Source organism: Paenibacillus hexagrammi (genome assembly GCF_021513275.1).
Lineage (GTDB): Bacteria > Bacillota > Bacilli > Paenibacillales > NBRC-103111 > Paenibacillus_E > Paenibacillus_E hexagrammi.
Genome location: NZ_CP090978.1, coordinates 3,874,227 through 3,893,492 on the forward strand (window position 1 = coordinate 3,874,227; position 19,266 = coordinate 3,893,492).

General features: G+C 49.6%; 19 protein-coding genes and 5 pseudogenes. 11 read left to right on the top strand and 13 right to left on the bottom strand.

Translation table 11 applies throughout. The annotated features are described in order from the left end of the window. Nucleotides 1-32: 32 nt before the first annotated feature. Nucleotides 33-230: a cold shock domain-containing protein gene (locus tag L0M14_RS17665; RefSeq protein ID WP_188174947.1), complete on the bottom strand. Its 198-nt coding sequence runs from the start codon at nucleotides 228-230 to the stop codon at nucleotides 33-35. Between the two features lie 125 nt (nucleotides 231-355). Further along, the gene (locus tag L0M14_RS17670) at nucleotides 356-1,072 is read right to left on the bottom strand and encodes a methyltransferase domain-containing protein (RefSeq protein WP_235117966.1); all 717 of its coding nucleotides are present in this window, start codon (nucleotides 1,070-1,072) and stop codon (nucleotides 356-358) included. Between the two features lie 332 nt (nucleotides 1,073-1,404). On the opposite strand from L0M14_RS17670, the gene L0M14_RS17675 reads away from it, so the two are divergent. Together L0M14_RS17675 and L0M14_RS17680 are read left to right on the top strand one after the other, a co-directional pair. Continuing rightward, nucleotides 1,405-1,596: a hypothetical protein gene (locus L0M14_RS17675; protein ID WP_235122943.1), complete on the top strand. Its 192-nt coding sequence runs from the start codon at nucleotides 1,405-1,407 to the stop codon at nucleotides 1,594-1,596. Between the two features lie 290 nt (nucleotides 1,597-1,886). Continuing rightward, nucleotides 1,887-2,723 (top strand): TerC family protein, encoded by an 837-nt coding sequence (locus tag L0M14_RS17680; RefSeq protein WP_235117967.1) that lies wholly within the window; start codon nucleotides 1,887-1,889, stop codon nucleotides 2,721-2,723. Between the two features lie 3 nt (nucleotides 2,724-2,726). Here L0M14_RS17680 and L0M14_RS17685 read toward each other — a convergent pair whose 3' ends face one another. The 4 genes from L0M14_RS17685 to L0M14_RS17700 form a co-directional block, all read right to left on the bottom strand. Beyond that, nucleotides 2,727-3,074 carry a DUF4850 domain-containing protein gene (locus L0M14_RS17685; protein ID WP_235117968.1) on the bottom strand — a complete coding sequence of 116 codons (348 nt, stop codon included), beginning with the start codon at nucleotides 3,072-3,074 and terminating at the stop codon, nucleotides 2,727-2,729. Next, entirely contained in the window at nucleotides 3,071-3,664 is a 594-nt protein-coding gene (locus L0M14_RS17690) for a DUF4850 domain-containing protein (protein WP_235117969.1), read from the bottom strand. The genes L0M14_RS17685 and L0M14_RS17690 overlap by 4 nt, the downstream gene beginning before the upstream one ends. A 307-nt stretch (nucleotides 3,665-3,971) precedes the next feature. After that, nucleotides 3,972-4,973 (bottom strand): thiamine pyrophosphate-binding protein, encoded by a 1,002-nt coding sequence (locus L0M14_RS17695; RefSeq protein ID WP_311198913.1) that lies wholly within the window; start codon nucleotides 4,971-4,973, stop codon nucleotides 3,972-3,974. Continuing rightward, complete coding sequence (locus L0M14_RS17700; protein ID WP_235117970.1) at nucleotides 4,895-5,647, bottom strand: thiamine pyrophosphate-binding protein; 753 nt, start codon at nucleotides 5,645-5,647, stop codon at nucleotides 4,895-4,897. The genes L0M14_RS17695 and L0M14_RS17700 overlap by 79 nt, the downstream gene beginning before the upstream one ends. 453 nt (nucleotides 5,648-6,100) lie before the next feature. Here L0M14_RS17700 and L0M14_RS17705 point away from each other — a divergent pair, with 453 nt between their 5' ends. From L0M14_RS17705 to L0M14_RS17715, 3 genes and pseudogenes are all read left to right on the top strand, one after another. Next, the gene (locus L0M14_RS17705; RefSeq protein ID WP_235117971.1) at nucleotides 6,101-6,283 is read left to right on the top strand and encodes a hypothetical protein; all 183 of its coding nucleotides are present in this window, start codon (nucleotides 6,101-6,103) and stop codon (nucleotides 6,281-6,283) included. A gap of 254 nt (nucleotides 6,284-6,537) precedes the next feature. Beyond that, a pseudogene (gene pepF / locus L0M14_RS17710) lies at nucleotides 6,538-8,329 on the top strand (oligoendopeptidase F). Nucleotides 8,330-8,399: 70 nt separating this feature from the next. Next, nucleotides 8,400-8,792 (top strand): LapA family protein, encoded by a 393-nt coding sequence (locus tag L0M14_RS17715; RefSeq protein WP_235117972.1) that lies wholly within the window; start codon nucleotides 8,400-8,402, stop codon nucleotides 8,790-8,792. Between the two features lie 51 nt (nucleotides 8,793-8,843). Here the strand turns inward: L0M14_RS17715 and L0M14_RS17720 are convergent, their stop codons facing one another. Beyond that, entirely contained in the window at nucleotides 8,844-9,665 is an 822-nt protein-coding gene (locus L0M14_RS17720) for a DUF92 domain-containing protein (RefSeq protein ID WP_235117973.1), read from the bottom strand. A 298-nt stretch (nucleotides 9,666-9,963) separates the two neighbouring features. Here L0M14_RS17720 and L0M14_RS17725 point away from each other — a divergent pair, with 298 nt between their 5' ends. Together L0M14_RS17725 and L0M14_RS17730 are read left to right on the top strand one after the other, a co-directional pair. Continuing rightward, complete coding sequence (locus L0M14_RS17725; RefSeq protein ID WP_235117974.1) at nucleotides 9,964-10,236, top strand: GAF domain-containing protein; 273 nt, start codon at nucleotides 9,964-9,966, stop codon at nucleotides 10,234-10,236. Beyond that, nucleotides 10,190-11,092 carry an HD-GYP domain-containing protein gene (locus L0M14_RS17730; protein ID WP_235117975.1) on the top strand — a complete coding sequence of 301 codons (903 nt, stop codon included), beginning with the start codon at nucleotides 10,190-10,192 and terminating at the stop codon, nucleotides 11,090-11,092. Before L0M14_RS17725 ends, L0M14_RS17730 begins: the two co-directional genes overlap by 47 nt. A gap of 181 nt (nucleotides 11,093-11,273) precedes the next feature. Here L0M14_RS17730 and L0M14_RS17735 read toward each other — a convergent pair. Together L0M14_RS17735 and L0M14_RS17740 are read right to left on the bottom strand one after the other, a co-directional pair. Then, nucleotides 11,274-11,902, bottom strand: a pseudogene (locus L0M14_RS17735) (fumarylacetoacetate hydrolase family protein). 17 nt (nucleotides 11,903-11,919) lie between these two features. Next, nucleotides 11,920-13,209 (bottom strand): CapA family protein, encoded by a 1,290-nt coding sequence (locus L0M14_RS17740; RefSeq protein WP_235117976.1) that lies wholly within the window; start codon nucleotides 13,207-13,209, stop codon nucleotides 11,920-11,922. A gap of 151 nt (nucleotides 13,210-13,360) precedes the next feature. On the opposite strand from L0M14_RS17740, the gene L0M14_RS17745 reads away from it, so the two are divergent. Both L0M14_RS17745 and L0M14_RS17750 read left to right on the top strand, forming a co-directional pair. After that, complete coding sequence (locus L0M14_RS17745) at nucleotides 13,361-14,170, top strand: metallophosphoesterase family protein (protein ID WP_235117977.1); 810 nt, start codon at nucleotides 13,361-13,363, stop codon at nucleotides 14,168-14,170. Between the two features lie 14 nt (nucleotides 14,171-14,184). Then, nucleotides 14,185-15,408, top strand: coding sequence for an MFS transporter (locus L0M14_RS17750; RefSeq protein ID WP_235117978.1), 1,224 nt, complete (start codon nucleotides 14,185-14,187; stop codon nucleotides 15,406-15,408). Between the two features lie 95 nt (nucleotides 15,409-15,503). Here the strand turns inward: L0M14_RS17750 and L0M14_RS17755 are convergent, their stop codons facing one another. After that, nucleotides 15,504-16,085 (bottom strand): spore coat protein, encoded by a 582-nt coding sequence (locus tag L0M14_RS17755; protein ID WP_235117979.1) that lies wholly within the window; start codon nucleotides 16,083-16,085, stop codon nucleotides 15,504-15,506. 181 nt (nucleotides 16,086-16,266) lie between these two features. Here L0M14_RS17755 and L0M14_RS17760 point away from each other — a divergent pair, with 181 nt between their 5' ends. Beyond that, nucleotides 16,267-16,485 (top strand): hypothetical protein, encoded by a 219-nt coding sequence (locus L0M14_RS17760; RefSeq protein ID WP_235117980.1) that lies wholly within the window; start codon nucleotides 16,267-16,269, stop codon nucleotides 16,483-16,485. 57 nt (nucleotides 16,486-16,542) lie between these two features. Here the strand turns inward: L0M14_RS17760 and L0M14_RS17765 are convergent. Continuing rightward, nucleotides 16,543-17,191: pseudogene (locus L0M14_RS17765) on the bottom strand (O-methyltransferase). A gap of 144 nt (nucleotides 17,192-17,335) precedes the next feature. Between L0M14_RS17765 and L0M14_RS17770 the strand changes: the two are divergent. Further along, a pseudogene (locus L0M14_RS17770) lies at nucleotides 17,336-18,489 on the top strand (THUMP domain-containing class I SAM-dependent RNA methyltransferase). Here L0M14_RS17770 and L0M14_RS17775 read toward each other — a convergent pair. After that, nucleotides 18,441-18,695, bottom strand: coding sequence for a hypothetical protein (locus L0M14_RS17775; protein WP_235117981.1), 255 nt, complete (start codon nucleotides 18,693-18,695; stop codon nucleotides 18,441-18,443). The pseudogene L0M14_RS17770 and the gene L0M14_RS17775 sit on opposite strands and share 49 nt — an antisense overlap. After that, nucleotides 18,682-19,079, bottom strand: a pseudogene (gene gloA2, locus L0M14_RS17780) (SMU1112c/YaeR family gloxylase I-like metalloprotein). The gene L0M14_RS17775 and the pseudogene gloA2 overlap by 14 nt, the downstream one beginning before the upstream one ends. Between the last annotated feature and the right edge of the window lie 187 nt (nucleotides 19,080-19,266).

Sequence of the window (19,266 nt, forward strand, 5' to 3'; positions counted from 1 at the left end):
GACACTATTTATAAGTGGGAGATCCCCTAATCTTATAATTTGGTGACGTTAGCTGCTTGAGGGCCGCGGTTACCTTGAGTGATATCGAACTCAACTTCTTGGCCTTCTTCTAGAGTTTTGAATCCTTCGCCTTGGATTGCGGAGAAGTGAACGAATACATCGTCTCCACCATCAACTTGAATGAATCCGTAACCTTTTTCTGCGTTAAACCATTTTACTGTACCTTTCAAGTGAACAACCTCCTAAAAATATCGCCATCTATGGCGAATAACAAAATTATATCACCATCGGTCCTATAAATCAACTTACAAAACCGAATCGGCGCCGCATTTCAACGACTCTACGGGTAATGTATTCAGCATCCTGGAGCTTTGTCAATAGACAGGTAAAACTTTGAACCAGGGAGAAATGGAAGCTCTGAAATATTGCGCTGAACAATACAGCCGGACTGGCTAATTTCAGCCATTAAATCCTCCATACGACTGTATTCTTTGGTCTGGAAATTAAGAAGCGGATAAATTCGAACCTGCCCTCCAGGCTTACAAACACGTACTAATTCCTGCAAAGCGCGGAGATGAAAGTCGTAATCGAACTGTTCCTCGTACAAGAACAGAAAATGACTGCAAAGCACCAGTTCAAACGAATCATGATCGAAAGGAAGCTCAGGAAGCATGGCCGCATGATACCTGCCCGAAGCATCAGGAGCTCCAAAATCTTGAAGAAATAAATCAAGAGCGACTTCCCTGCCCGCTTTATGACGAGCTACGGACCCGTAATACTCCCAGTTATATACATTAGTCAGTTTTTCCATTTTAGCGGCAACCACTTCAATCTCTAGCTTGCCGGTATGTTCAATTTCACTGAGTGTCTTGGCGTACATGGGATCAGCAGCCTCAGCGAATATCCCTAATTTCCGGGCTTCAGCTGTAAATGAGGATGCTCCTCCTGATACGTCAAGGACTCTTTTCCCTGCCAGTTGCTCCGTACGTAACACGAACATTTTCTCGTATTCCGAATAGGAACGCGAGGTCACAGCTACCCCTGCTTGCTCATAATAACGTTGTTCTTGCATGTCTCATCTCTCCTCTACTCTTCTGACTCTTCTCAGCTCTACTGCTACTTGGTTTAGATCATCAATCTGATCTTAACTAGTCTCATATCCCCCTCCTCTTTTGGAAGGGCTTGGAAGGATTTTATCACCCTTTTCAAGCTGTGGCAAGAAAAAATCATCATAAGCTCAAGTGATTCGATTTGCGAACATGGGAAGAAACATGTAGACTTCAGAGTAGAAGGCGCACAGAATCGAAGCGGCGTCCATATACAAACTGAATACAAAGCGGGGTTTTGCAATTGTCCAATCCAGGATTTAAAAAACATGTGATTTACAAAAAAGATAAGTGGAATATGTTGAATGTAGAAGTGCAGGGCACTAAGATCGTACTGACGGAAATCTCCGACCAATGGGGCGAAGAGTGTCATACATTCCTAGGCAGACCGGCCATGATGCAGTGGGCGAACGAGCGGTTTGCTAAGGAACGCTTTGATGGAACGGAAGAAGAGCGTCAAGCAATCATGGATGCATTCGATCAGGTCTGATTCAATCTGCTGAATATTACCAAGGAATACCTTGACTTGACTAGATCATGTTCATATAATGAACATATAAATTCATAGTCCCAACTCCAAAGGGGAGTAGCTGCTACAGTAAAGTCGTCAATTCGGGTTCTCATCAAACCCCGGCTTTATTGGCAACGTTCACGTTGTTAGCAAGACCTTTGCCATTTCACTGGTAAAGGTCTTTTTTTGATGGAGAAAGAGCCTTCACCAGTGAAACGGTGCCGGGCTCTATTTATTTAAACCCATCTTTTACAAAGGAGTGTTCTCGTATGGAATGGTTATCAGCGGAATTTTTCACGTCACTCATCACCATTATCCTGATTGATTTGGTGCTCGCGGGAGATAACGCCATCGTCATTGGCATGGCCGCCCGCAATCTGAAGAAAGAAACGCAGAAGATAGTTATCGTATGGGGAACCGTCGGCGCTGTGATCATCCGTGCATTAGCTACTCTAGTCGTCGTAAGCTTACTGAAAATTCCCGGACTGCTGCTAGCTGGCGGATTGGTCTTGCTGTGGATTGCTTATAAGCTGCTTGCCGAAAAGAAAGGCCACGAGCACATCGAAGCCAAGGACAGCATGGTTGCAGCCATTCGCACGATTATTGTCGCGGATGCCGTTATGGGACTCGACAATGTCATTGCCGTCGCAGGTGCCGCCCATGGCGAGTTTGCGTTAGTCGTGATCGGTCTCCTCGTATCCGTCCCCATTGTTGTATGGGGCAGCACTTTGTTCATTGCTTGGATGGATAAATTCCCATGGATTATTTATATCGGCTCAGCTGTCTTAGCTTTAACTGCAGGCAAAATGATTACCGGCGAGTCGTTCCTTGCCCCTTTCTTCCATGAAAGCCCGCTAAGCAAATGGATGCTGATCGCATTACTGATCGCAGGTGTGCTTGCAGCTGGGAAATGGAGTAAGACCGCAGGCTACCTTGTTGAAGTGGGAGAACGCGGGCAGCTCAAGCTTCCCAAAGAATTGAGCGAGCAAGCCCGGATCGAGCCTGAAGATCAGTTCACCGTAAAAATGGATTCACGCGGCAAGCTGACCCTCGTCAAGGTAGATCCGGAGGAAGAACCCAATGATGGGATGCCGCATGCAGGCTGAAGACTATTTATTTTGAGACACAAAGAAATGAAGTATGGCGGATGCTGCATCCTTGGAAGAGGCTTTCATCTGAACCTTCTGATTTCGGAATACGCCTCCACCTTCCCCATGCTCTTGATACGCTGCTCCGTTTAAAATATAGCCTTGCGGAGCTTGCAATGTATATGTGAGATGGTTAGCATCGATCAGTTTGCGGCTCGTAAATTCGGGACTGTCCTCTGCGGGAAAGCCCTGCTCTTCCGCCCAGTCCTTAAGATCGGGAAAGTAGGTGCCAATATTCGAGATTTGACAGCCTATGCAGGCGCCGTTGTCCAGATAGTTAACAAACTCCTGTGAATCGTCCGGATTCACAAGGTCAAATGCCGATGAACCGTCGGCTCCAAAAGTGCTCGCGTCGAGATCCAATGCTTTGGAGCCAGCAGCAGCAGGCCATGCTTATTGTCTCCGGAGTTCATCCAATACGCGGCAAGCGTACTTTCTAATCCAGCGGGCAGTTCATAATCTATAGCGGGAAGCGATGATTCGGGCGACACCTGAATGGAGCTCCCTTCCTCTTCCGCGCCATAGCTTGCTTTGACACAGCGAAGAGGAAGATTTGAGACGTTCTCTCCATGCTTTAGAGTTACCGCCCCGCAATCGGTTAGAGTTCCCTCCTGAACAGACTCCTCTTGAGCGTCTGCTCTGCTAGTCGGTTGAGGCTTCTGTACAGGTGTGGAAGCCGGCGGTTGGACGACCGGTGACGAGGGGGATGTCATAGAAGGTGTGGAAGCAGGAGTTCCCGCTTCAGCCCGGGGGCCTTCTTTCGAGTCCCTCGTTGCCGGAGAAGGTGAAACCTTCACGATCGGTCGGTCAACTTGTCCACAGGCAGCAAGTGTGAATAAACCTGCGGCTGTAAGGGTGCAAAATAGCAGTTTCTTGGAGGCGATGGGCACTATTGTCATGTCAGGTTCTCCCTTCATAGCTTTTATGATTACAGGATAACGTCTTGCTAATACTAACTGTTGATATAGCAAATGGAGAGCTAATTAGTAAATTCGGAGAAGCACACCGGTCTGTGAAATCTGCTAGAGCTCGGAATGGAATCTACCTGCTTGACAAACTCGATGGCTTTGTCCAGCTCAAAGACAAAAGACAAGCATGTTATTCAAGGTGGCTGCGAAGCGAAGCAAGGTCATAGAGATGCGTTTACTTATCTACGTACAAAACGGCGATGGAAAAGAACCCTCCATTCGCCGTTTTGCCGTGCTGTTATATCTTCGTATGCGGTACAACGGCCGGAGCTACGGACGCATCGATGATGCAAGGCTTGCGTGCGGCCAGAGCCTCGCTCAGCTGCTTCTCCAACTCGGCACCGGTGCACGCCTTGCGCCCAGTTCCTCCACAGGCTTGTGCTAACATAGCGAAATCCGGATTCACCAGTTCGCTGCCAAGTGTCTGAAGCCCGCTTCCGGTCATCCGATTCTTCTCCATCGCATAGCAGCCGTTGTTCATGACGACCATGACGATCGGCAGACCAAGCTGTACAGCGGTCTGGAACTCCATGAGCGTCTGCACGCTGCCGCCGTCCCCGGCGATGGCGATACACTGACGCTCGGGATGCTCCAGCTGCGCTGCAATCGCAGCCGGCAGAGCGAAGCCGAGCGTCCGCCACGTGCCAGAGATGAGAATCTCCTGGCTGCGGGCTTGAAAGATCCGGTTGAACCACAGCGTGTGGTCACCGGTGTCTACAGCAATGATCGCGTCCGGTGCGATCACTTGACTCAGCGCGCGAATGGCGCGCTGCGGCGGCATCGGGCTGGCGTCCGCCCCCGCTTCCTGCTCCAGCTTCGCCTTCCAGGCGCCGGCCGCTTCCGCTACGCGCTGCTTCCACGCAGCGCGGTCCAGCGGCTTTGCCGCTGCGAGCTCGAGGAGCCGTGGGACGATTTGGGCCAAATCGCCCACCACACCGAGCTCGAGCTCATGCCCGATCCCCATATGTCCAGGGGATCGATCGACTTGCACAATACGCGCCTGCGTAGGCGTGTATTCGTCCGGCCACCACGTGCCGCCCAGCACGAGGATGAGATCACTCTCGGCGAGCAGGGCGCTGGACGCCTCGCTGCCGGCTTGTCCCAGACCCCCGGCGTACTGCGGGTGGTCGTTAGGAAACAGCGAGCGAGCCGTGTAGGTGGTCACGACGGCCGCCTGAACGGACTCCGCGAGCTGTTTGATTTTGTCCGCTGCGGCGTAAGCGCCCTTACCGAGCAGCAGCGTCGGTTTTGCGCAGACGTAAGTAGGCCCGCAGCCTGCACGATCACTTCATCCGGCGTCAGCATCGTCTGATCGAGATGCTTGGGATACGGCTTGACCGTACCCTGCACTTGCTCCAAATACATAAACTTGGGGATCGACAGGTGAGAGACCTTCCCCTGCTTGGACAGCGTAAAGCACTTCTGCAGCAGCTCCGGCAGTGCATCCGGATGAGCCAGTAGCTCCGTTTGCTCCGCAATCGGATGGATCAACTGCTGTTGATTGATGTATTGCTTCGTATTGGTGCCGATAGAGGGCTCATCGACTTGTCCGGTCAAAACAAATACCCCGGCATGGTCCATAGCAGCATCGGCCAGTCCGTTAAGCAGATTAGCAAGACCTGGACCGCTTGTCGCCATACAGACACTAACCCTGCCTGTTAGCTTCGCCTCAGCGGAGGCCATAAGCGCAGCGCTGCACTCATGCTTACAAGCCACATAAGCGATCTTGTTCTGTTTGGCCAAGGCATCCAATACAAATAAATTAGCGTCTCCGATGACACCGAAGATTCGCTTGACCCCCCATACTGCAAGCTGCTCCAGCATATATTGCACAACTGTCAAATGATCCGTTGGTTTGGTCTTATCGCTATTGACAGGCTTCTCCACAGCCTTATCCATCGTCAAAACCGTCATGGTGCTCACCTTTTCACTACGAAGATTTGTGCCAAGAAGATGGCGCAGGTTATGTAGGTTTTCCCGATACCCTTTCGGTCATTCGGATTCCGCCGGGTGAGAACTGTCTGTCTTGATCTGACGCGATCTAGCTCGATCTGTCTTGGTATGTCGTGGTCTGTCTCGTACTGTCGTGATCTGATCTGTCTCGGTCTATCTCGGTCTGTCTCGGTCTATCTCGTTCTATCTCGTTCTATCTCGTTCTATCTCGTTCTGTCGCAATCTTTCTCATTCTGTCTCGGTCTGTCGCGGTGGTCTTTCAAGTGGAGCGCCTGCGTTTAAAAGATGGTATCTACATCAATCAGCATACAGTTTGTGGGCAAAAAAGGATTTCCCCGTTCGGCAGCGAACCATTCCTATGACGGGAGCTTAGCCCCAGATCGTTCATTTCCTACATAGATAAGGATGATTAGTATGTCTCAATCCGGTTCGATCCTCACATTTGTGATCGTTTCCTTTTGCTTAGCCGTTATTCTCATTATGAAAAAAGATACGCTGCCCTCTCAAATAAAGCGCTGGTTAGCCATTCTCGCTATTGCCATGGTCTCCATTTCATTTGTACTGGTTCTGCTCAGCTTTTTCGGGCTGGGGATGTAAGCGAAATTTACAAGCTTCCAGGTTTTTCTTATAATCATATTAACATAAGGTAACGGTCATACTAAGTGAAAACCATCTTATGACAGTCTTGTATAAGGCTTCTTAAGACGGAACAAACCGGGAGCGTGACCGCTATGCGCTGGATTTCTTTAACTGCCGCTATGGGACTGCTGCTCAGTTCGATACCTGCAGCAGAATCACATACTTATGCTTCAACGTTACCCAAAATTCAACTCAAGGACAGGAGGGCTCCAATGAATCAAATACTGGATCGCAAGGATGTGCCAGCCGAGCACCGTTGGAATCTCGAGGATCTTTTTCCCGATCAAAAGGCTTGGGATCAAGAATTTCAAAAAGTGAAGGACTCTATTGGCAAAGTCAGCGCCTTCCAAGGTAAACTGAGTGATCCCGCAGCAGTAAAGCAGATCTTCGAGCTGGAAGACGAGATATCTCTTATGACTGAAAGACTGTACGTGTATGCCAACATGAAGCATCATGAAGATACAGCAGAGCCTACCTACCAGGCCTTATCCGATAAAGCCAAAAAAAATCAGCGTCGAGGTTGGAGAAGCACTTTCCTTTGTATCTCCTGAAATTTTGAGCCTTAGCGATGAACAGCTCCAACAAATGGTTAATGATCCATCCCTTTCCTTCTATAAAGATACGCTTGAGGAAATGATCCGTCAAAAGCCTCACGTGCTGTCCAAGGAGCAAGAAGCCCTGCTGGCACAAGCAGGCAATATGGCTGGAGCGCCAAGCACCATCTTCGGTATGTTAAACAATGCCGATTTGAAATTCCCGAAAATAAAAAATGAGAATGGCGAGGAAGTCGAGCTTACTCACGGCAGCTATATCCAGTTTCTTGAAAGCAGGAACCGTGATGTCCGTAAAGCAGCCTTCGAAGCGGTATACTCCACGTACCGCAGCCAAAAAAATACGATTGCAGCCACACTCAGCGCCAATATCAATAAAAACATTTTTTATGCGAAAGCGCGCAAATACCCTTCTGTGCTAGAGTCCACATTGTTCGGGGACAACATCAAGAAGGAAGTTTACACCAACCTGATCAGCACGATTCATGATTCTCTGCCGCAGCTGCAGCGCTACCTGAAGCTCCGCAAGAAGCTGCTTAAAGTGGATGAGCTTCACATGTATGACTTATTTGCCCCACTGGTTGAGGAATTTAAGATGAGTGTTACCTACCAGCAAGCACAGGAAGAAATCAAGAAAAGCTTAGCTCCATTGGGCGAGAATTATTTGAAGATTCTGCAGGAAGGCTTCGATAACCATTGGATCGACGTCTATGAGAATAAAAACAAACGCAACGGTGCATACAGCTGGGGCGCTTATGGTACACATCCCTATGTACTGCTCAACCATAAAGACAATTTGAACAGCATGTTCACGCTAACTCATGAAATGGGCCATGCCATTCATTCGTACTTATCCGATGAAACTCAGGCATACCGTTATGCGCAGTATACGATCTTCCTTGCAGAGGTTGCTTCCACATTGAACGAAGCACTGCTCATGGACTACCTGCTGAAGAAAGTGACAGACCCAAAAGAAAAGCTGTACCTGCTTACTTACTATGCCGATCAATTCCGCACAACCGTATTCCGTCAAACGATGTTCGCTGAGTTCGAGATGATTACGCACGACAAAGCGGAGCACGGCGAGTCGCTCACTCCGCAAGAATTCAGCGAGATCTATTATGGACTTAACAAGCTGTACCACGGGGACGACATGGTCGTAGACCAGGATATCGAAATGGAGTGGGCCCGCATTCCTCACTTCTACAATAGCTTCTACGTTTACAAATATGCAACGGGCTTCTCAGCGGCAACAAGCTTTGCTAAGCAGATTCTGGAAGAGGGTCAGCCTGCCGTTGACCGCTACCTAGGCTTTTTGAAAAGCGGCGGAAGCGACTACTCCATTGAAATCCTGAAACGTGCCGGCGTGGATATGTCCACCCCTGAACCGATCAAGCAGGCCATGAGCGTTTTCAGTTCTTTGCTTGACCAAATGGAGGAATTAACGAAATAATAGAGATAGACGGTTGAAAGCCCGTGCTTTCAACCGTTTTCCATTTTCCCTATAAGAAAGGAGCTTATCGATGAAATCGCAGTGGATGATGATTAGCATGTTTGTTTTTGCCCTGATAACCGCCATATTCGCCGTTATCAATGTGGAGTCGGTGCAGGTGAACTTCTTATTTGCTCAGACGAGTTTACCGCTTATTCTGGTCATTCTAACTTCAACCTTACTTGGCGGCTTGATTGTTGGTTTATTTGGAGTCTTGCGATATTACCAATTACAAAGAAAAGTAAAGCAGCTGGAAAAGCAAGTAAAAGCAATGTCACCAACGTCTGAATTGTCTGATCCTGCTGTACAAGCCTTAGAGCAACCCGCCGTCCTTTCAACGGAGCCTTCATCAAGCGAACAGGAAGACCCACAAGATCCGGAAGCTTCTAAAGATCCGAAGGATCCACAAGATTCTACTTCGTAAAAAAGCTGCTGTCTGTTTACACCTATTTATAGTAAATGGATAGCAGCTTCCCTAATAGGGAAATGATGCCAGATACAGAAGCCACGACACGGCACCTCCCACCAATGAGCTCAACGCATTCACCCCATCATTGGTCATCCACTTGAAGCCTCGAACCTGTTTGCTGCTTTGTCCGCAATGAACACGCTTCTCTATGACTTTCCCGCAGGTCTCGCAGTGATACATGGTCTGTAAGGTCGCTCCCAAGAAGGAGTCCGCCAAGGAACCGACGAAACCGGCGATGGCCGCTGCTAACATATAAAAATACCACGGTTCACCTAGACTCCCTGGTCTTATGGCCATAAGCACGCAAGCCACTGCCCCTATGAACGCTCCTCCTGCCACCGATGCCCCAATGCCTAATGCTGTAATTCCGCCTGATGTTCCTGCCGCTACCTTCCGGCCATTTAGAATCGATCTCGGAACTGAACGGCTCATTCCACCTATCTCAGTAGCCCAAGTGTCTGCATTTACCGTAGCCATGACGCCTAGGAATAAGCACCACCAGACTGTGTGCGGCCATATGGAGTGGAATATGCACAGAAGCAAAGCTAAGCCCCCGTTAGCAGCTACCTGACCCGCATCCCTTCTTCCGCCCTTTGCGTATCCACTCTCCGCTTCCGCTTTCACAGCATGCTTGACTTTGGACAGCAGCGTGGATGAAATAAAAAAAGCAATCAGTGTCCCAAACCAAGGCAGGCTGCCAGCCGCATACATCCATGTTCCTAAACCTACTGCGCCAATGAATCCTGACATGGATAAAGATCTCCGCCAATACGCCAAGCCGGCGATAAGAATACTTCCTATGAATCCCAATCCCCAAACCCCAACCATCTCATAACCCTCCGTTAAATACGGATAACCAATTTTTGTAACCTCATTGTATCATAATACGGGATTCCCGCGAACTTTTGAAAAAGTCTCCTGCGTCAGCGACACAACGCGCCGTGATTGAAAACCAATGAGAATATTCGACAAATTCCTTCAAATTATTTCACGTTTCGGCAGGAATTATTGCCATTCACGGGGAATATAAGAAACAAAGATGATAAGACGGCAAGGAGATCCTATATGGAACATGAACTTTTTGACTTGGAGCCTCGAATGAAAAGAGATCTAGAATCCACAAGAAATGCTGCGCGTCATCTTTGATTACGCTGCTAAAATTGCAAACGAACGAAATCTGGACAATGTGCTGATGCTAATGGCCGATATGGGACGCGATATGATTGTGTCGGACCGCTGCACAGTATGGCTGCTGGATAAACATAAAAATGAACTGTGGTCCAAAGTGGCCCACGGGGTTGACGAGATTCGCATTCCAAGTACCGCCGGGCTTGTCGGATACGCTGTTACGCATGATCAAGCTGTCTTCATTGACGACGCCTATACGAACGTTGAATGATGAGGAGTATTTGATAAGCGGCGCACTGCGCACCGACCAAATGACCGGCTACCGCACCAAAGCGATCATTGTCATCCCTTTTCGGAACAATGAAGGCGAAATTATGGGAGCTTACCAGGCCATTAACAAAATGACCCCGAGTGAGCTATTCTCCGAGAAGGATATGGAATACATAACCCTCGCTGCTTCCTATGCCGGAAAATCACTAGAATCCGCCCTGCTTACGCATGAGATTGAGGAAACGCAGAAAGAAATTATTTTTACGATGGGGGAAATCGGCGAGAGCCGTTCCAAAGAAACCGGCAACCACGTCAAGCGTGTAGCGGAATATTCCTATTTGATTGCACTGGGTCTTGGTCTAAGCGTCGAAGAAGCGGAGCTGCTTAAAATGGCGTCACCTATGCATGATATCGGAAAAGTAGCTATTCCCGACGAAGTGCTGAAGAAACCAGGCAAGCTGACAGAGGAAGAATTCAAAGTGATGCAGGCCCATACAGAAATCGGGTATAATCTGCTAAAAAACTCAAATCGTCATATTTTGAAAACGGCGGCAATTGTCGCCTATGAGCATCATGAAAAATGGAACGGAAAGGGCTACCCTAGAGGCTTGAAGGGCGAGGAAATTCATATATTTGGACGGATTACGGCGATTGCCGACGTCTTCGACGCTTTAGGAAGCGAGCGCGTGTACAAAAAAGCGTGGGAGCTTGATCGGATCTTGAATCTCTTCAAAGAGGAGCGAGGCGAGCATTTTGACCCTCATGTCGTCGATGCGTTTTTCGAACAGCTTCCCGCCATTTTAAAAGCCCAAGTTCGTTATTCGGATGCCAATTTGCAAGCCAAGCAAGGCCAATAGAAACAACCATTCAAGCAATCTTCAACTTACGGCCCCCTCCGAATAATAAAGCGGCCCATGAATTCTTGGGTGGTGATTATGAACTTGGCAATCCCCTATGACTAGGGTTCATATTGTGAAAAAAAGGATCTCGGAAGCATGTTTCCGAAATCCTTTTTTGGCTTATTCAATTACTTGCAGCTTATGGAATAACCACCGTCAACTGTCCGAGTGATTGCTCGCCCCAGTACAATTCAAATCGGTCTCCGTGATGCACACTACCAACACCTTCTGGTGTACCTGTGTAGATCATGTCACCCTCGCCTAAACCGAAATGCGTACCGATAAAATCAACGATGGTCTGCAGATCAAAGATCATATTGCGGATATCGCCTGTCTGCACGGTTCTTCCGTTAATTTGCAGCTGAAACTGCGTTTGAACCAATTGCTCCATACCTGGGAAGGTCATAAATGCACTAACAGGAGCGGACCCCAGGAAGCCTTTTGCCGGCAGCCACGGCTCGCCTTTTTCTTGATTGTGCTCTGAACATCCCGAAGTGTAAAATCAATGCCTAACGCAAAGGAATCGACCAGTTCATCGACACGAATGCCAGGAGTATACGCTTTACCGATGTGAAGCACAAGCTCCGCTTCATAGTGAATCTCACCGCGATCACCGGGAAGCCGCACCTCACCTGCACTCCAATCTACAAGAGCATGAGTCGGTTTCGTAAATATCATGGGCTGATCCGGCACATCATTGCCAAGCTCAGCCGCATGGGCTCTGTAATTACGCCCTACACAATAAATATTGCGAATGTTCGTTGTCATCGCTTCACAAACTCCTATTATTTTGTTTGCAAGATATGCCCCTGCTCGTCCACTTTAACATTGAAGGCTTTGGAAATCTTCGTTAATCTTTCGAACAGCTTGGAGCCGTCTTCCGCATTCATCGGAGTCGGCAGCGCCCCCTTGGTTAATATAGGAACCAGTTGAATATCACACTGCTGATCCTTCGAGCAGGAGGCTTCCAGGATGCCTGAATCCCAGGTCTTCGAATTTCCATTTGTCGTGAAAATAAAATTCCCCATACTATAGGCAATCCACTTGCCTTTATAATTCTCAAAGCCCTGCAGCACATGGGGGTGTCCGCCGACGATTAAATCAGCCCCCGCATCGATATAGCGGTGCGCCAATTCCTTTTGATTTTTATCCGGATTGTCTTCGCGTTCCGTACCCCAATGAGCGAGCACAACAACAAGATCAGCCTGCTGCTTGGCTTTCTGAACGGCTTCCACAGGCATCAAATAGCTATAGGTTTCCGCTACTCCCGCATGGTCAGCTCCCGCCTTCCAAGAGGCGTCCGGCACTACCCGACTGAACCCTAGAAACGCAATTTTAATCCCTTGTTTTTCAACGATAACGGGCTCATACGCTTCTTGTGTATTCTTCCCCGCTCCCACGCGCTTGATATCAAGCTTGTCCAATACTTCCATCGTATCGAACAAGCCATCCTGCCCGTAATCCATGATATGATTGTTTGCCAGGTTGACTAGGTCTACACCTGCTGCCTTCAATTCAGGGAGGGCATCCGGTGATGAGCGGTACACATATTCCTTAGATTGGGCAGTCCCCCTTGTCGTTACCGGAGTTTCAAGATTGGCAATCGTATAATCAGCGTTGGTCCATATATCCTTTACATTCGTATAAGGGTAATCATAGCCTTGCTTTAGCAAGATATCTTCGACATTACCGGCCATGATGACGTCGCCGACAAAATCCAGCTTGACGGTTCCATCTCCTGCTGCTGAGGCAGAATTTTCACTGCTGGCTTTTGAAGACGCCGGAGTAACTGCCGATGAATTCACGGAAGGCTCTGGACTGACAGTGCCGCTTGTTCCAGCCTGACTTGCTGGAGTGGTTGAGCTGGCAGAGCGAGGTTCAGATGAAGAAGCCGCTTCCAATTGAACGGCTGGATCAGTTCGCGAGGTAACGTAAGCTGCTCCGACACCTACTGCAAAGCAGGCTGCCGCCGCAAGCGTCAAGCTAAGAAAAACCTTGACAGGCGTCTTTTCACGAAATTCGCCCTGTTGCCTTTGAGGCTTCGACTTTCGATGTCTTTCCAATCTAGATTCCAATTGAACATTCCCCTTTCCCCCTTCAAATTATATCAGAACAAGCTGGGTCTGGGTACACGTAATGAGCTGCCCTTTCTAGGAGCAGATTGAATGTGATATAACAAATGTGTAAACATGAAGTCACCCACTTTTCCAGAAAGGAAGCAAAATTGTGGATAAAATCGCCATTATTTCAGATATTCATGGGAATGTTCCCGCGCTTGAAGCTGTCTTGAATGATATCAAGGAACGCGAAATTCGCCGCATTGTGTGTCTTGGCGATCTAGTAGGCAAGGGCCCTGGGTCTGCTGAGGCAGTTGATCGATTGCGGGAGGTTTGTGAAACGATCGTTCAAGGGAACTGGGATCTGGGCATCACCTATAAGCAGGATACAGCAGGCGGCATTTGGCAGCAGGAGATGCTCGGGAGCGAGAGGCTTGCCTATCTTGCCGGGCTGCCTTTTTCCGTAGATATCCCTGTCAGCGGCAGGCTGCTAAGGCTTTTTCACGCCTCCTCCACTAGCATCTTTCATCGTGTGAAGCGAAAATCGCCCAAGGAGGAACGGCTTGCACTATTCCGCAACACAGAGGCGACAGGCTATGCCAGCGCACCTTATACGCCTGATATCGTGGGATACGGCGATATTCATGTTTCCTTCATGCTGACCATGAAGAACCCGCACCAAGCTGCTATTGCCGGTTCAGACGCCCCAGAGGAAGGGCTCGTGCTATTCAATACAGGAAGTGTAGGCTGCCCCTATGACGGTATTCCTCAAGCCTGTTACACAGTAATGGAAGGCAGATTTGATGCCGAACTCAGCAGAGATAAGCGCAGCGGATTTGCTGTTCAATTCGTCAGAGTGCCTTACGATATTCCAAGAGCCGTGCGTCTTGCCTATGAAGCTGATATGCCCGGAGCGCGCAGATATGAGTTGGAGATTACGACGGCTGCTGTTCATAAAGAATTGGATGAACTAGGATGAGAGGAGAAGCTTACATGGTTCGATGGCAGATTAACCTGGTCGTTTTGTGGTTAGGGCAGTTCCTGGTAATGGGCGGCATGACCATGATCGTCCCTTTCCTGCCCTTGTACTTGCAAGACCTAGGACTTACCGATTCTCATGAAATTGCCACATGGGCAGGCATTATTTTTGCCGGCAATTTCGTGACATCTTTTTTGTTTCAACCCTTCTGGGGGAGCCTGGCTGACCGGTATGGCAGGAAAGTCATGCTGCTTCGCTCCGGCTTCGGCATGGCCATTGTCATGACCCTGATGGGCTTTGCGACGAATGCCTGGCAGTTATTGATTCTGCGCATGCTGAATGGGACTATCTCCGGGTTTGCCCCGGCTGCTGTGGCGCTCATGTCAACCAATACGCCAAAGGAACGGATCGGCTTTGCCATGGGGACGCTGCAATCGGGAGCGGTTGCCGGTACGATTCTCGGACCGTTCATCGGCGGACTGCTGGCAGAATGGATCGGCTTCCGGTACATCTTTTATATTACAGGAACGCTGCTCTTCATTGCCTCATTACTCACTTGGTGGCTGGTTAAAGAAAAATTCAACGCCAGAGAAGCTGCGGCCAAACCGAAGGTATCCATCGCACAAAGCTTTGAACTGATCCGTCATGTCAAGCAGCTGCCCTCGTTATATGCCGTTACATTTATTATTCAATTCGCGATGCTGAGCACAATGCCACTCATGCCGCTGTTTGTAGGGGAGCTGCATGGTCAGTCAGAAGGGCTAGCGTTCTTTGCAGGATTGGTCAGTTCCATCACTGGATTCTCCAATATGGTTGCTTCGCCGCTATTAGGTCGGCTCTCCGACCGGATCGGTCCGGAACGAATATTAGCGATCTGTCTGATTGGCGCTGCTGTTCTTTTCGTTCCGCAGGCGCTTGTCCATAATGTTTGGCAGCTGTTCGCTGCCAGATTCGGACTGGGTATTTTTATGGGAGGGCTGCTGCCAACCGTAAATGCACTCATCCGCAAATACACGCCGGAAGGGATGGAGAGCCGCTCCTACAGCTTCAATACCAGCGCGCTTAGCTTAGGCAACATGTCCGGCCCCGTCATCGGTGGTGCGTTATCCGGACTTCTGACTATCAGGGAGCTGTTTATCGCATCAGCTGTTGTGCTTCTTCTTAACTCTTACTGGGTCTACAAAACACTTTATCGAAATCATAGCCGCTTAAACCCAAGGGCACAACAAACCTCTTAATCATGAGTAAAACCCATCTCACTGCTGCGGAACCGGACTTAGTCCGGACTTGATGCAGACTGCAGCGAGATGGGTTTTTTGTATCTTACATTATCTTACATATAGTTCATGGATGGCTGTTGTTGAATCGGTTGGAACGTATGCAGATACGTCTTGGCAGTGTGGTCATGCATCGTAGGCACTTGATACTGTCCCATTTGATTCATGAGCAAGAAGGTATCATAAGCGTGCTGATTAGCGGCTATAGCACCGTTAAGCAGCATTTGTCTTACGTTCGGATCTGCACATTCGAGCGAAGCCTGCATGCCGTTCTTCGCGCTGTTCTTGTGGCAGCTGAGCATAGAGCTGAGAATTTGCTCGTCATTCATGCGGCCTTGCATCTGTGGTGACGTTTTGGCAGGCTGACGAAGGCCGTACTGGATTTGCTGCGGAGAAGCCTGGCTGAACATGTGACCTCCCGCTTGCATTCCGCCGGTGCGGTTTACCGCATTGTAATCATGCGTATAAGCCACCAGTTGATCATAATGCTGAATGGCGCTTTGCAGATGCTGGCGGATAAGCTGCTTGACCTGCTGATTTTGCGCCTGCTCTTCATAGAAGGAAAAATGATTGATCATGTTCGTTTTTTCACATAAAATTTCGTGGACTTCCATGGCTTCATGTGCACCGAATGGCATAAGGGAATTCTCCTCTTTTCATCAAAATGGGGTTAGCTAAAAAATCACCTTGTATAGCGTCACCAAATCCAAAATATTTATCCGTGTGGCTCTAAAGTGGATTTCACAATCAATATATGGTAATATATGGGCAACACTCATGTATTTTTATTTGATTATAGATAGGAAAAAGGAGCCTTCCATGAAATTGAATTGGCGTAAGATCGTGTTCATCGTTCTATGTGCAGAACTCCTCTTTGTGTATTGGAACAGCCTAAGCGCCATGCAGTTCAGGAGACAGCAGGCTATGCTTCGATCCGAAACGGAGCCTATGAATCCCGTCATCAGCCAAATGAATTCTCCGACACCTACTCCCTCGTCCAAATATGATTCCCGGCAAGATCTTCAGAAAGCATCGTAGAAAAAGCGTCCTTAACTCGAGCAGCAAGGCTCAAGTGAGGACGCTTTTATTCGTTTTCTATTTCACTCTGGCTAGGGCTAAACCGTCGTAAGCGGGAAGGATCGTACTTTCTAGGCGAGGATCGGATGCTATTCTCCGGTTAAATTCACGCATCGCCTGCACAGAAGCTTTATTCTGGTTCGGGTCGACGACTTTACCGCGCATGAGTGTATTATCTCCAGCAATGATGGCTCCTGAGTTAGCCAACGTGATGGCATATTCAAGGTAGTTCGGATAATTCACTTTATCTGCGTCGATAAAGAAAAAATCAAAGCGCTCCTGCGCTTCCTCCATCTGCTTCAGATGTACGAGCGCCTCCCCCAACACGGTATTCGACCTTATCGAGGTACCCGGCTTCAGCAACATGGCGTTTGGCGATGTCTGCAAAATCCTGCTTCAGTTCCAGGGAGATCAGTTTTCCTCCTGCCTCAAGCCCCCTGGCAAGACAGATACCGCTGTATCCGCCTAATGCACCAATCTCGAGCACACGCTCCGCCTTGATCATTCTGACGAGCATGGTCAGCAATCTACCGTAACCGGGTGCGATTGAAATTTCCGGCATATTGTGCTGACGGATGCCTTCCTTGACTTTTTCCAGCTCGTTATCTTGCTCATACAACGATTCCATGTAAACTTCGGCTGACACCGTTACGGGCGAATCTGTCATATCTCCTGTCTCCTGTTCCTAAATTCTATGATTTCGTTTGTATGTACACTCTGTTTATCCTATACTTGTTAATTGTATGAGTTTTCATGCTGCTGAGCAACCTTGCCGCATGTCGGCATTCAAGGATAGAAAGGATTAAACTGCATGTCACAACTACAACTAATCGCCACCTGCCCCATGGGCCTGGAGGCCATCGTCGCACGCGAGCTTCACGAACTCGGCTATAAGGACACCAAGGTCGAGAACGGCCGCGTCATCTTCCAAGGGGACGAGCTGGCCATCTGCCGCACCAATCTATGGCTGCGAACTGCCGATCGAGTACTCATTCTAATGGGACAGTTTCCAGCGCTAACCTTTGACGAGCTGTTCGAGGGCACAAAGGCGCTCCCATGGCCGGATTTCATTCCTGAGGACGCCGAGTTTCCTGTAGAAGGCCGCTCTCATAAATCCCAGCTTTCCAGTGTACCGGCCTGTCAAGGTATCGCCAAGAAAGCGGTCGTAGAAAAAATGAAGCAGCGCTATGGTACGGAATGGTTCCGCGAAACCGGCGCGCGGTACGTCATCGAGGTCGCGCTGCTGAATGACATCGCGACACTGACGATCGATACGACCGGCCCGAGCCTTCACAAGCGCGGCTACCGCAAGCTTGTCACCGAAGCGCCGCTCAAGGAGACGATGGCTGCAGCCATGCTGCTGCTGAGCCGCTGGCGGCCGGAGCGGCCGCTCTACGACCCGTTCTGCGGGTCGGGAACGATCCCGATCGAGGCTGCGATGATCGGGTGGAACATTGCGCCGGGCCTCAGGCGCAGCTTCCCTAGCGAAGCTTGGGCATGCATCGAGCCCGAGCTATGGGAGCAGGCCCGCGACGAGGCCTACGACGCGGTTCGCGACGATGTCCCGCTGGACATCGTCGGCAGTGACATCGATAGCGAAGCCATCGATGTAGCGCTTGCCGCCGCGAAAGCGGCCGGTCTGCCAAGGAGCTCCACTTCCGAGTGGAGCCTGTGGCCAAGGCCCGCCCGCGCGGCGACTATGGCTGCGTGATCACCAACCCTCCCTATGGGGGGGAGAGGCTTGGTGATCCGAAGGAAGTCGAGCAGGCGCTGCGCCAGCTCGGCTCGATCACGGGGCAGCTGCCCACGTGGAGCGTGTTTGTGCTCAGTCCGAGCAAACAGCTCGAGCACTACATGAGCCGCCGCGCTGACAAGAAGCGCAAGCTGTTTAACGGCCGAATCGAGTGCAACCTGTTTCAATACCTCGGACCGCTGCCACCAAGAAAACCGCTGGAGCAGTCCTGATAAACAAGAAAATCCCGAAACGACTTGTCCGCTTCAGCAGCACTCTGCTGCGAGCAGGTCATCCTTCGGGATTTTTTTGATTTGGCGATAAGCCACCAGATAAGCGGGATCCAAACGATTAGCGAAAGCAGCACGCTCCATAAGCAGCCTTTGGCGAAGCTAAGCTTAGAACGGTGCTCCAGCTGTTTATCCTCACGATTCAACATGCTCTACCAACTCCAAGGGGAGCCCATCCGGATCGGTAAAGAACGTATAGCGTGCTCCTGTAACAGGATCGATTCGCACCGGCTCTACGCTTACCCCCCCTTACTTTCAAGCTCTCTCACGCTAGCATCCATATCCGCTACAGCGAACGCCAAATGCCGCAGACCCCGGGCCTCGGGCTGGTCCACCCGCTCCGGCGGGTTCGGGAAGGAGAACAGCTCAATTTGCTCCTTCTCTCCAATAAGCAGATCCAGCTTATACGATTGACGCTCCTCCCGGAATGTTTCATGAAGTACCGTCAGACCAAGTACATCCACATAAAAATGCTTCGACCTCGCGTAGTCTGAACAAATGATCGCAGCATGGTGAATACGTTCTAATTTCACACCTGATCCCTCCCGTACTTTGTTGTTCCATCATACATGCACTTGATTCCAGCATGCAACATGATCTTAAACTAACTATACATAGCATGATGCGACTAAAATGCGGAATGGAGCTACCGCCTATCAATAACCTACAGCTAGGCTTTCGAAGAAAAAGCCGCAGCAGGCGGCTTCATCCTGGTGCGGC

Bases quoted from the DNA above. Each gene is read 5' to 3' on its own strand.
- L0M14_RS17670 (WP_235117966.1), bottom strand. From the start codon at position 1,072: ATGCAAGAACAACGTTATTATGAGCAAGCAGGGGTAGCTGTGACCTCG.
- L0M14_RS17675 (WP_235122943.1), top strand. From the start codon at position 1,405: ATGTTGAATGTAGAAGTGCAGGGCACTAAGATCGTACTGACGGAAATC.
- L0M14_RS17680 (WP_235117967.1), top strand. From the start codon at position 1,887: ATGGAATGGTTATCAGCGGAATTTTTCACGTCACTCATCACCATTATC.
- L0M14_RS17690 (WP_235117969.1), bottom strand. From the start codon at position 3,664: ATGACAATAGTGCCCATCGCCTCCAAGAAACTGCTATTTTGCACCCTT.
- L0M14_RS17700 (WP_235117970.1), bottom strand. From the start codon at position 5,647: ATGACGGTTTTGACGATGGATAAGGCTGTGGAGAAGCCTGTCAATAGC.
- L0M14_RS17705 (WP_235117971.1), top strand. From the start codon at position 6,101: ATGTCTCAATCCGGTTCGATCCTCACATTTGTGATCGTTTCCTTTTGC.
- L0M14_RS17715 (WP_235117972.1), top strand. From the start codon at position 8,400: ATGAAATCGCAGTGGATGATGATTAGCATGTTTGTTTTTGCCCTGATA.
- L0M14_RS17720 (WP_235117973.1), bottom strand. From the start codon at position 9,665: ATGGTTGGGGTTTGGGGATTGGGATTCATAGGAAGTATTCTTATCGCC.
- L0M14_RS17725 (WP_235117974.1), top strand. From the start codon at position 9,964: ATGCTGCGCGTCATCTTTGATTACGCTGCTAAAATTGCAAACGAACGA.
- L0M14_RS17730 (WP_235117975.1), top strand. From the start codon at position 10,190: ATGATCAAGCTGTCTTCATTGACGACGCCTATACGAACGTTGAATGAT.
- L0M14_RS17750 (WP_235117978.1), top strand. From the start codon at position 14,185: ATGGTTCGATGGCAGATTAACCTGGTCGTTTTGTGGTTAGGGCAGTTC.
- L0M14_RS17755 (WP_235117979.1), bottom strand. From the start codon at position 16,085: ATGCCATTCGGTGCACATGAAGCCATGGAAGTCCACGAAATTTTATGT.
- L0M14_RS17760 (WP_235117980.1), top strand. From the start codon at position 16,267: ATGAAATTGAATTGGCGTAAGATCGTGTTCATCGTTCTATGTGCAGAA.
- L0M14_RS17775 (WP_235117981.1), bottom strand. From the start codon at position 18,695: ATGTTGAATCGTGAGGATAAACAGCTGGAGCACCGTTCTAAGCTTAGC.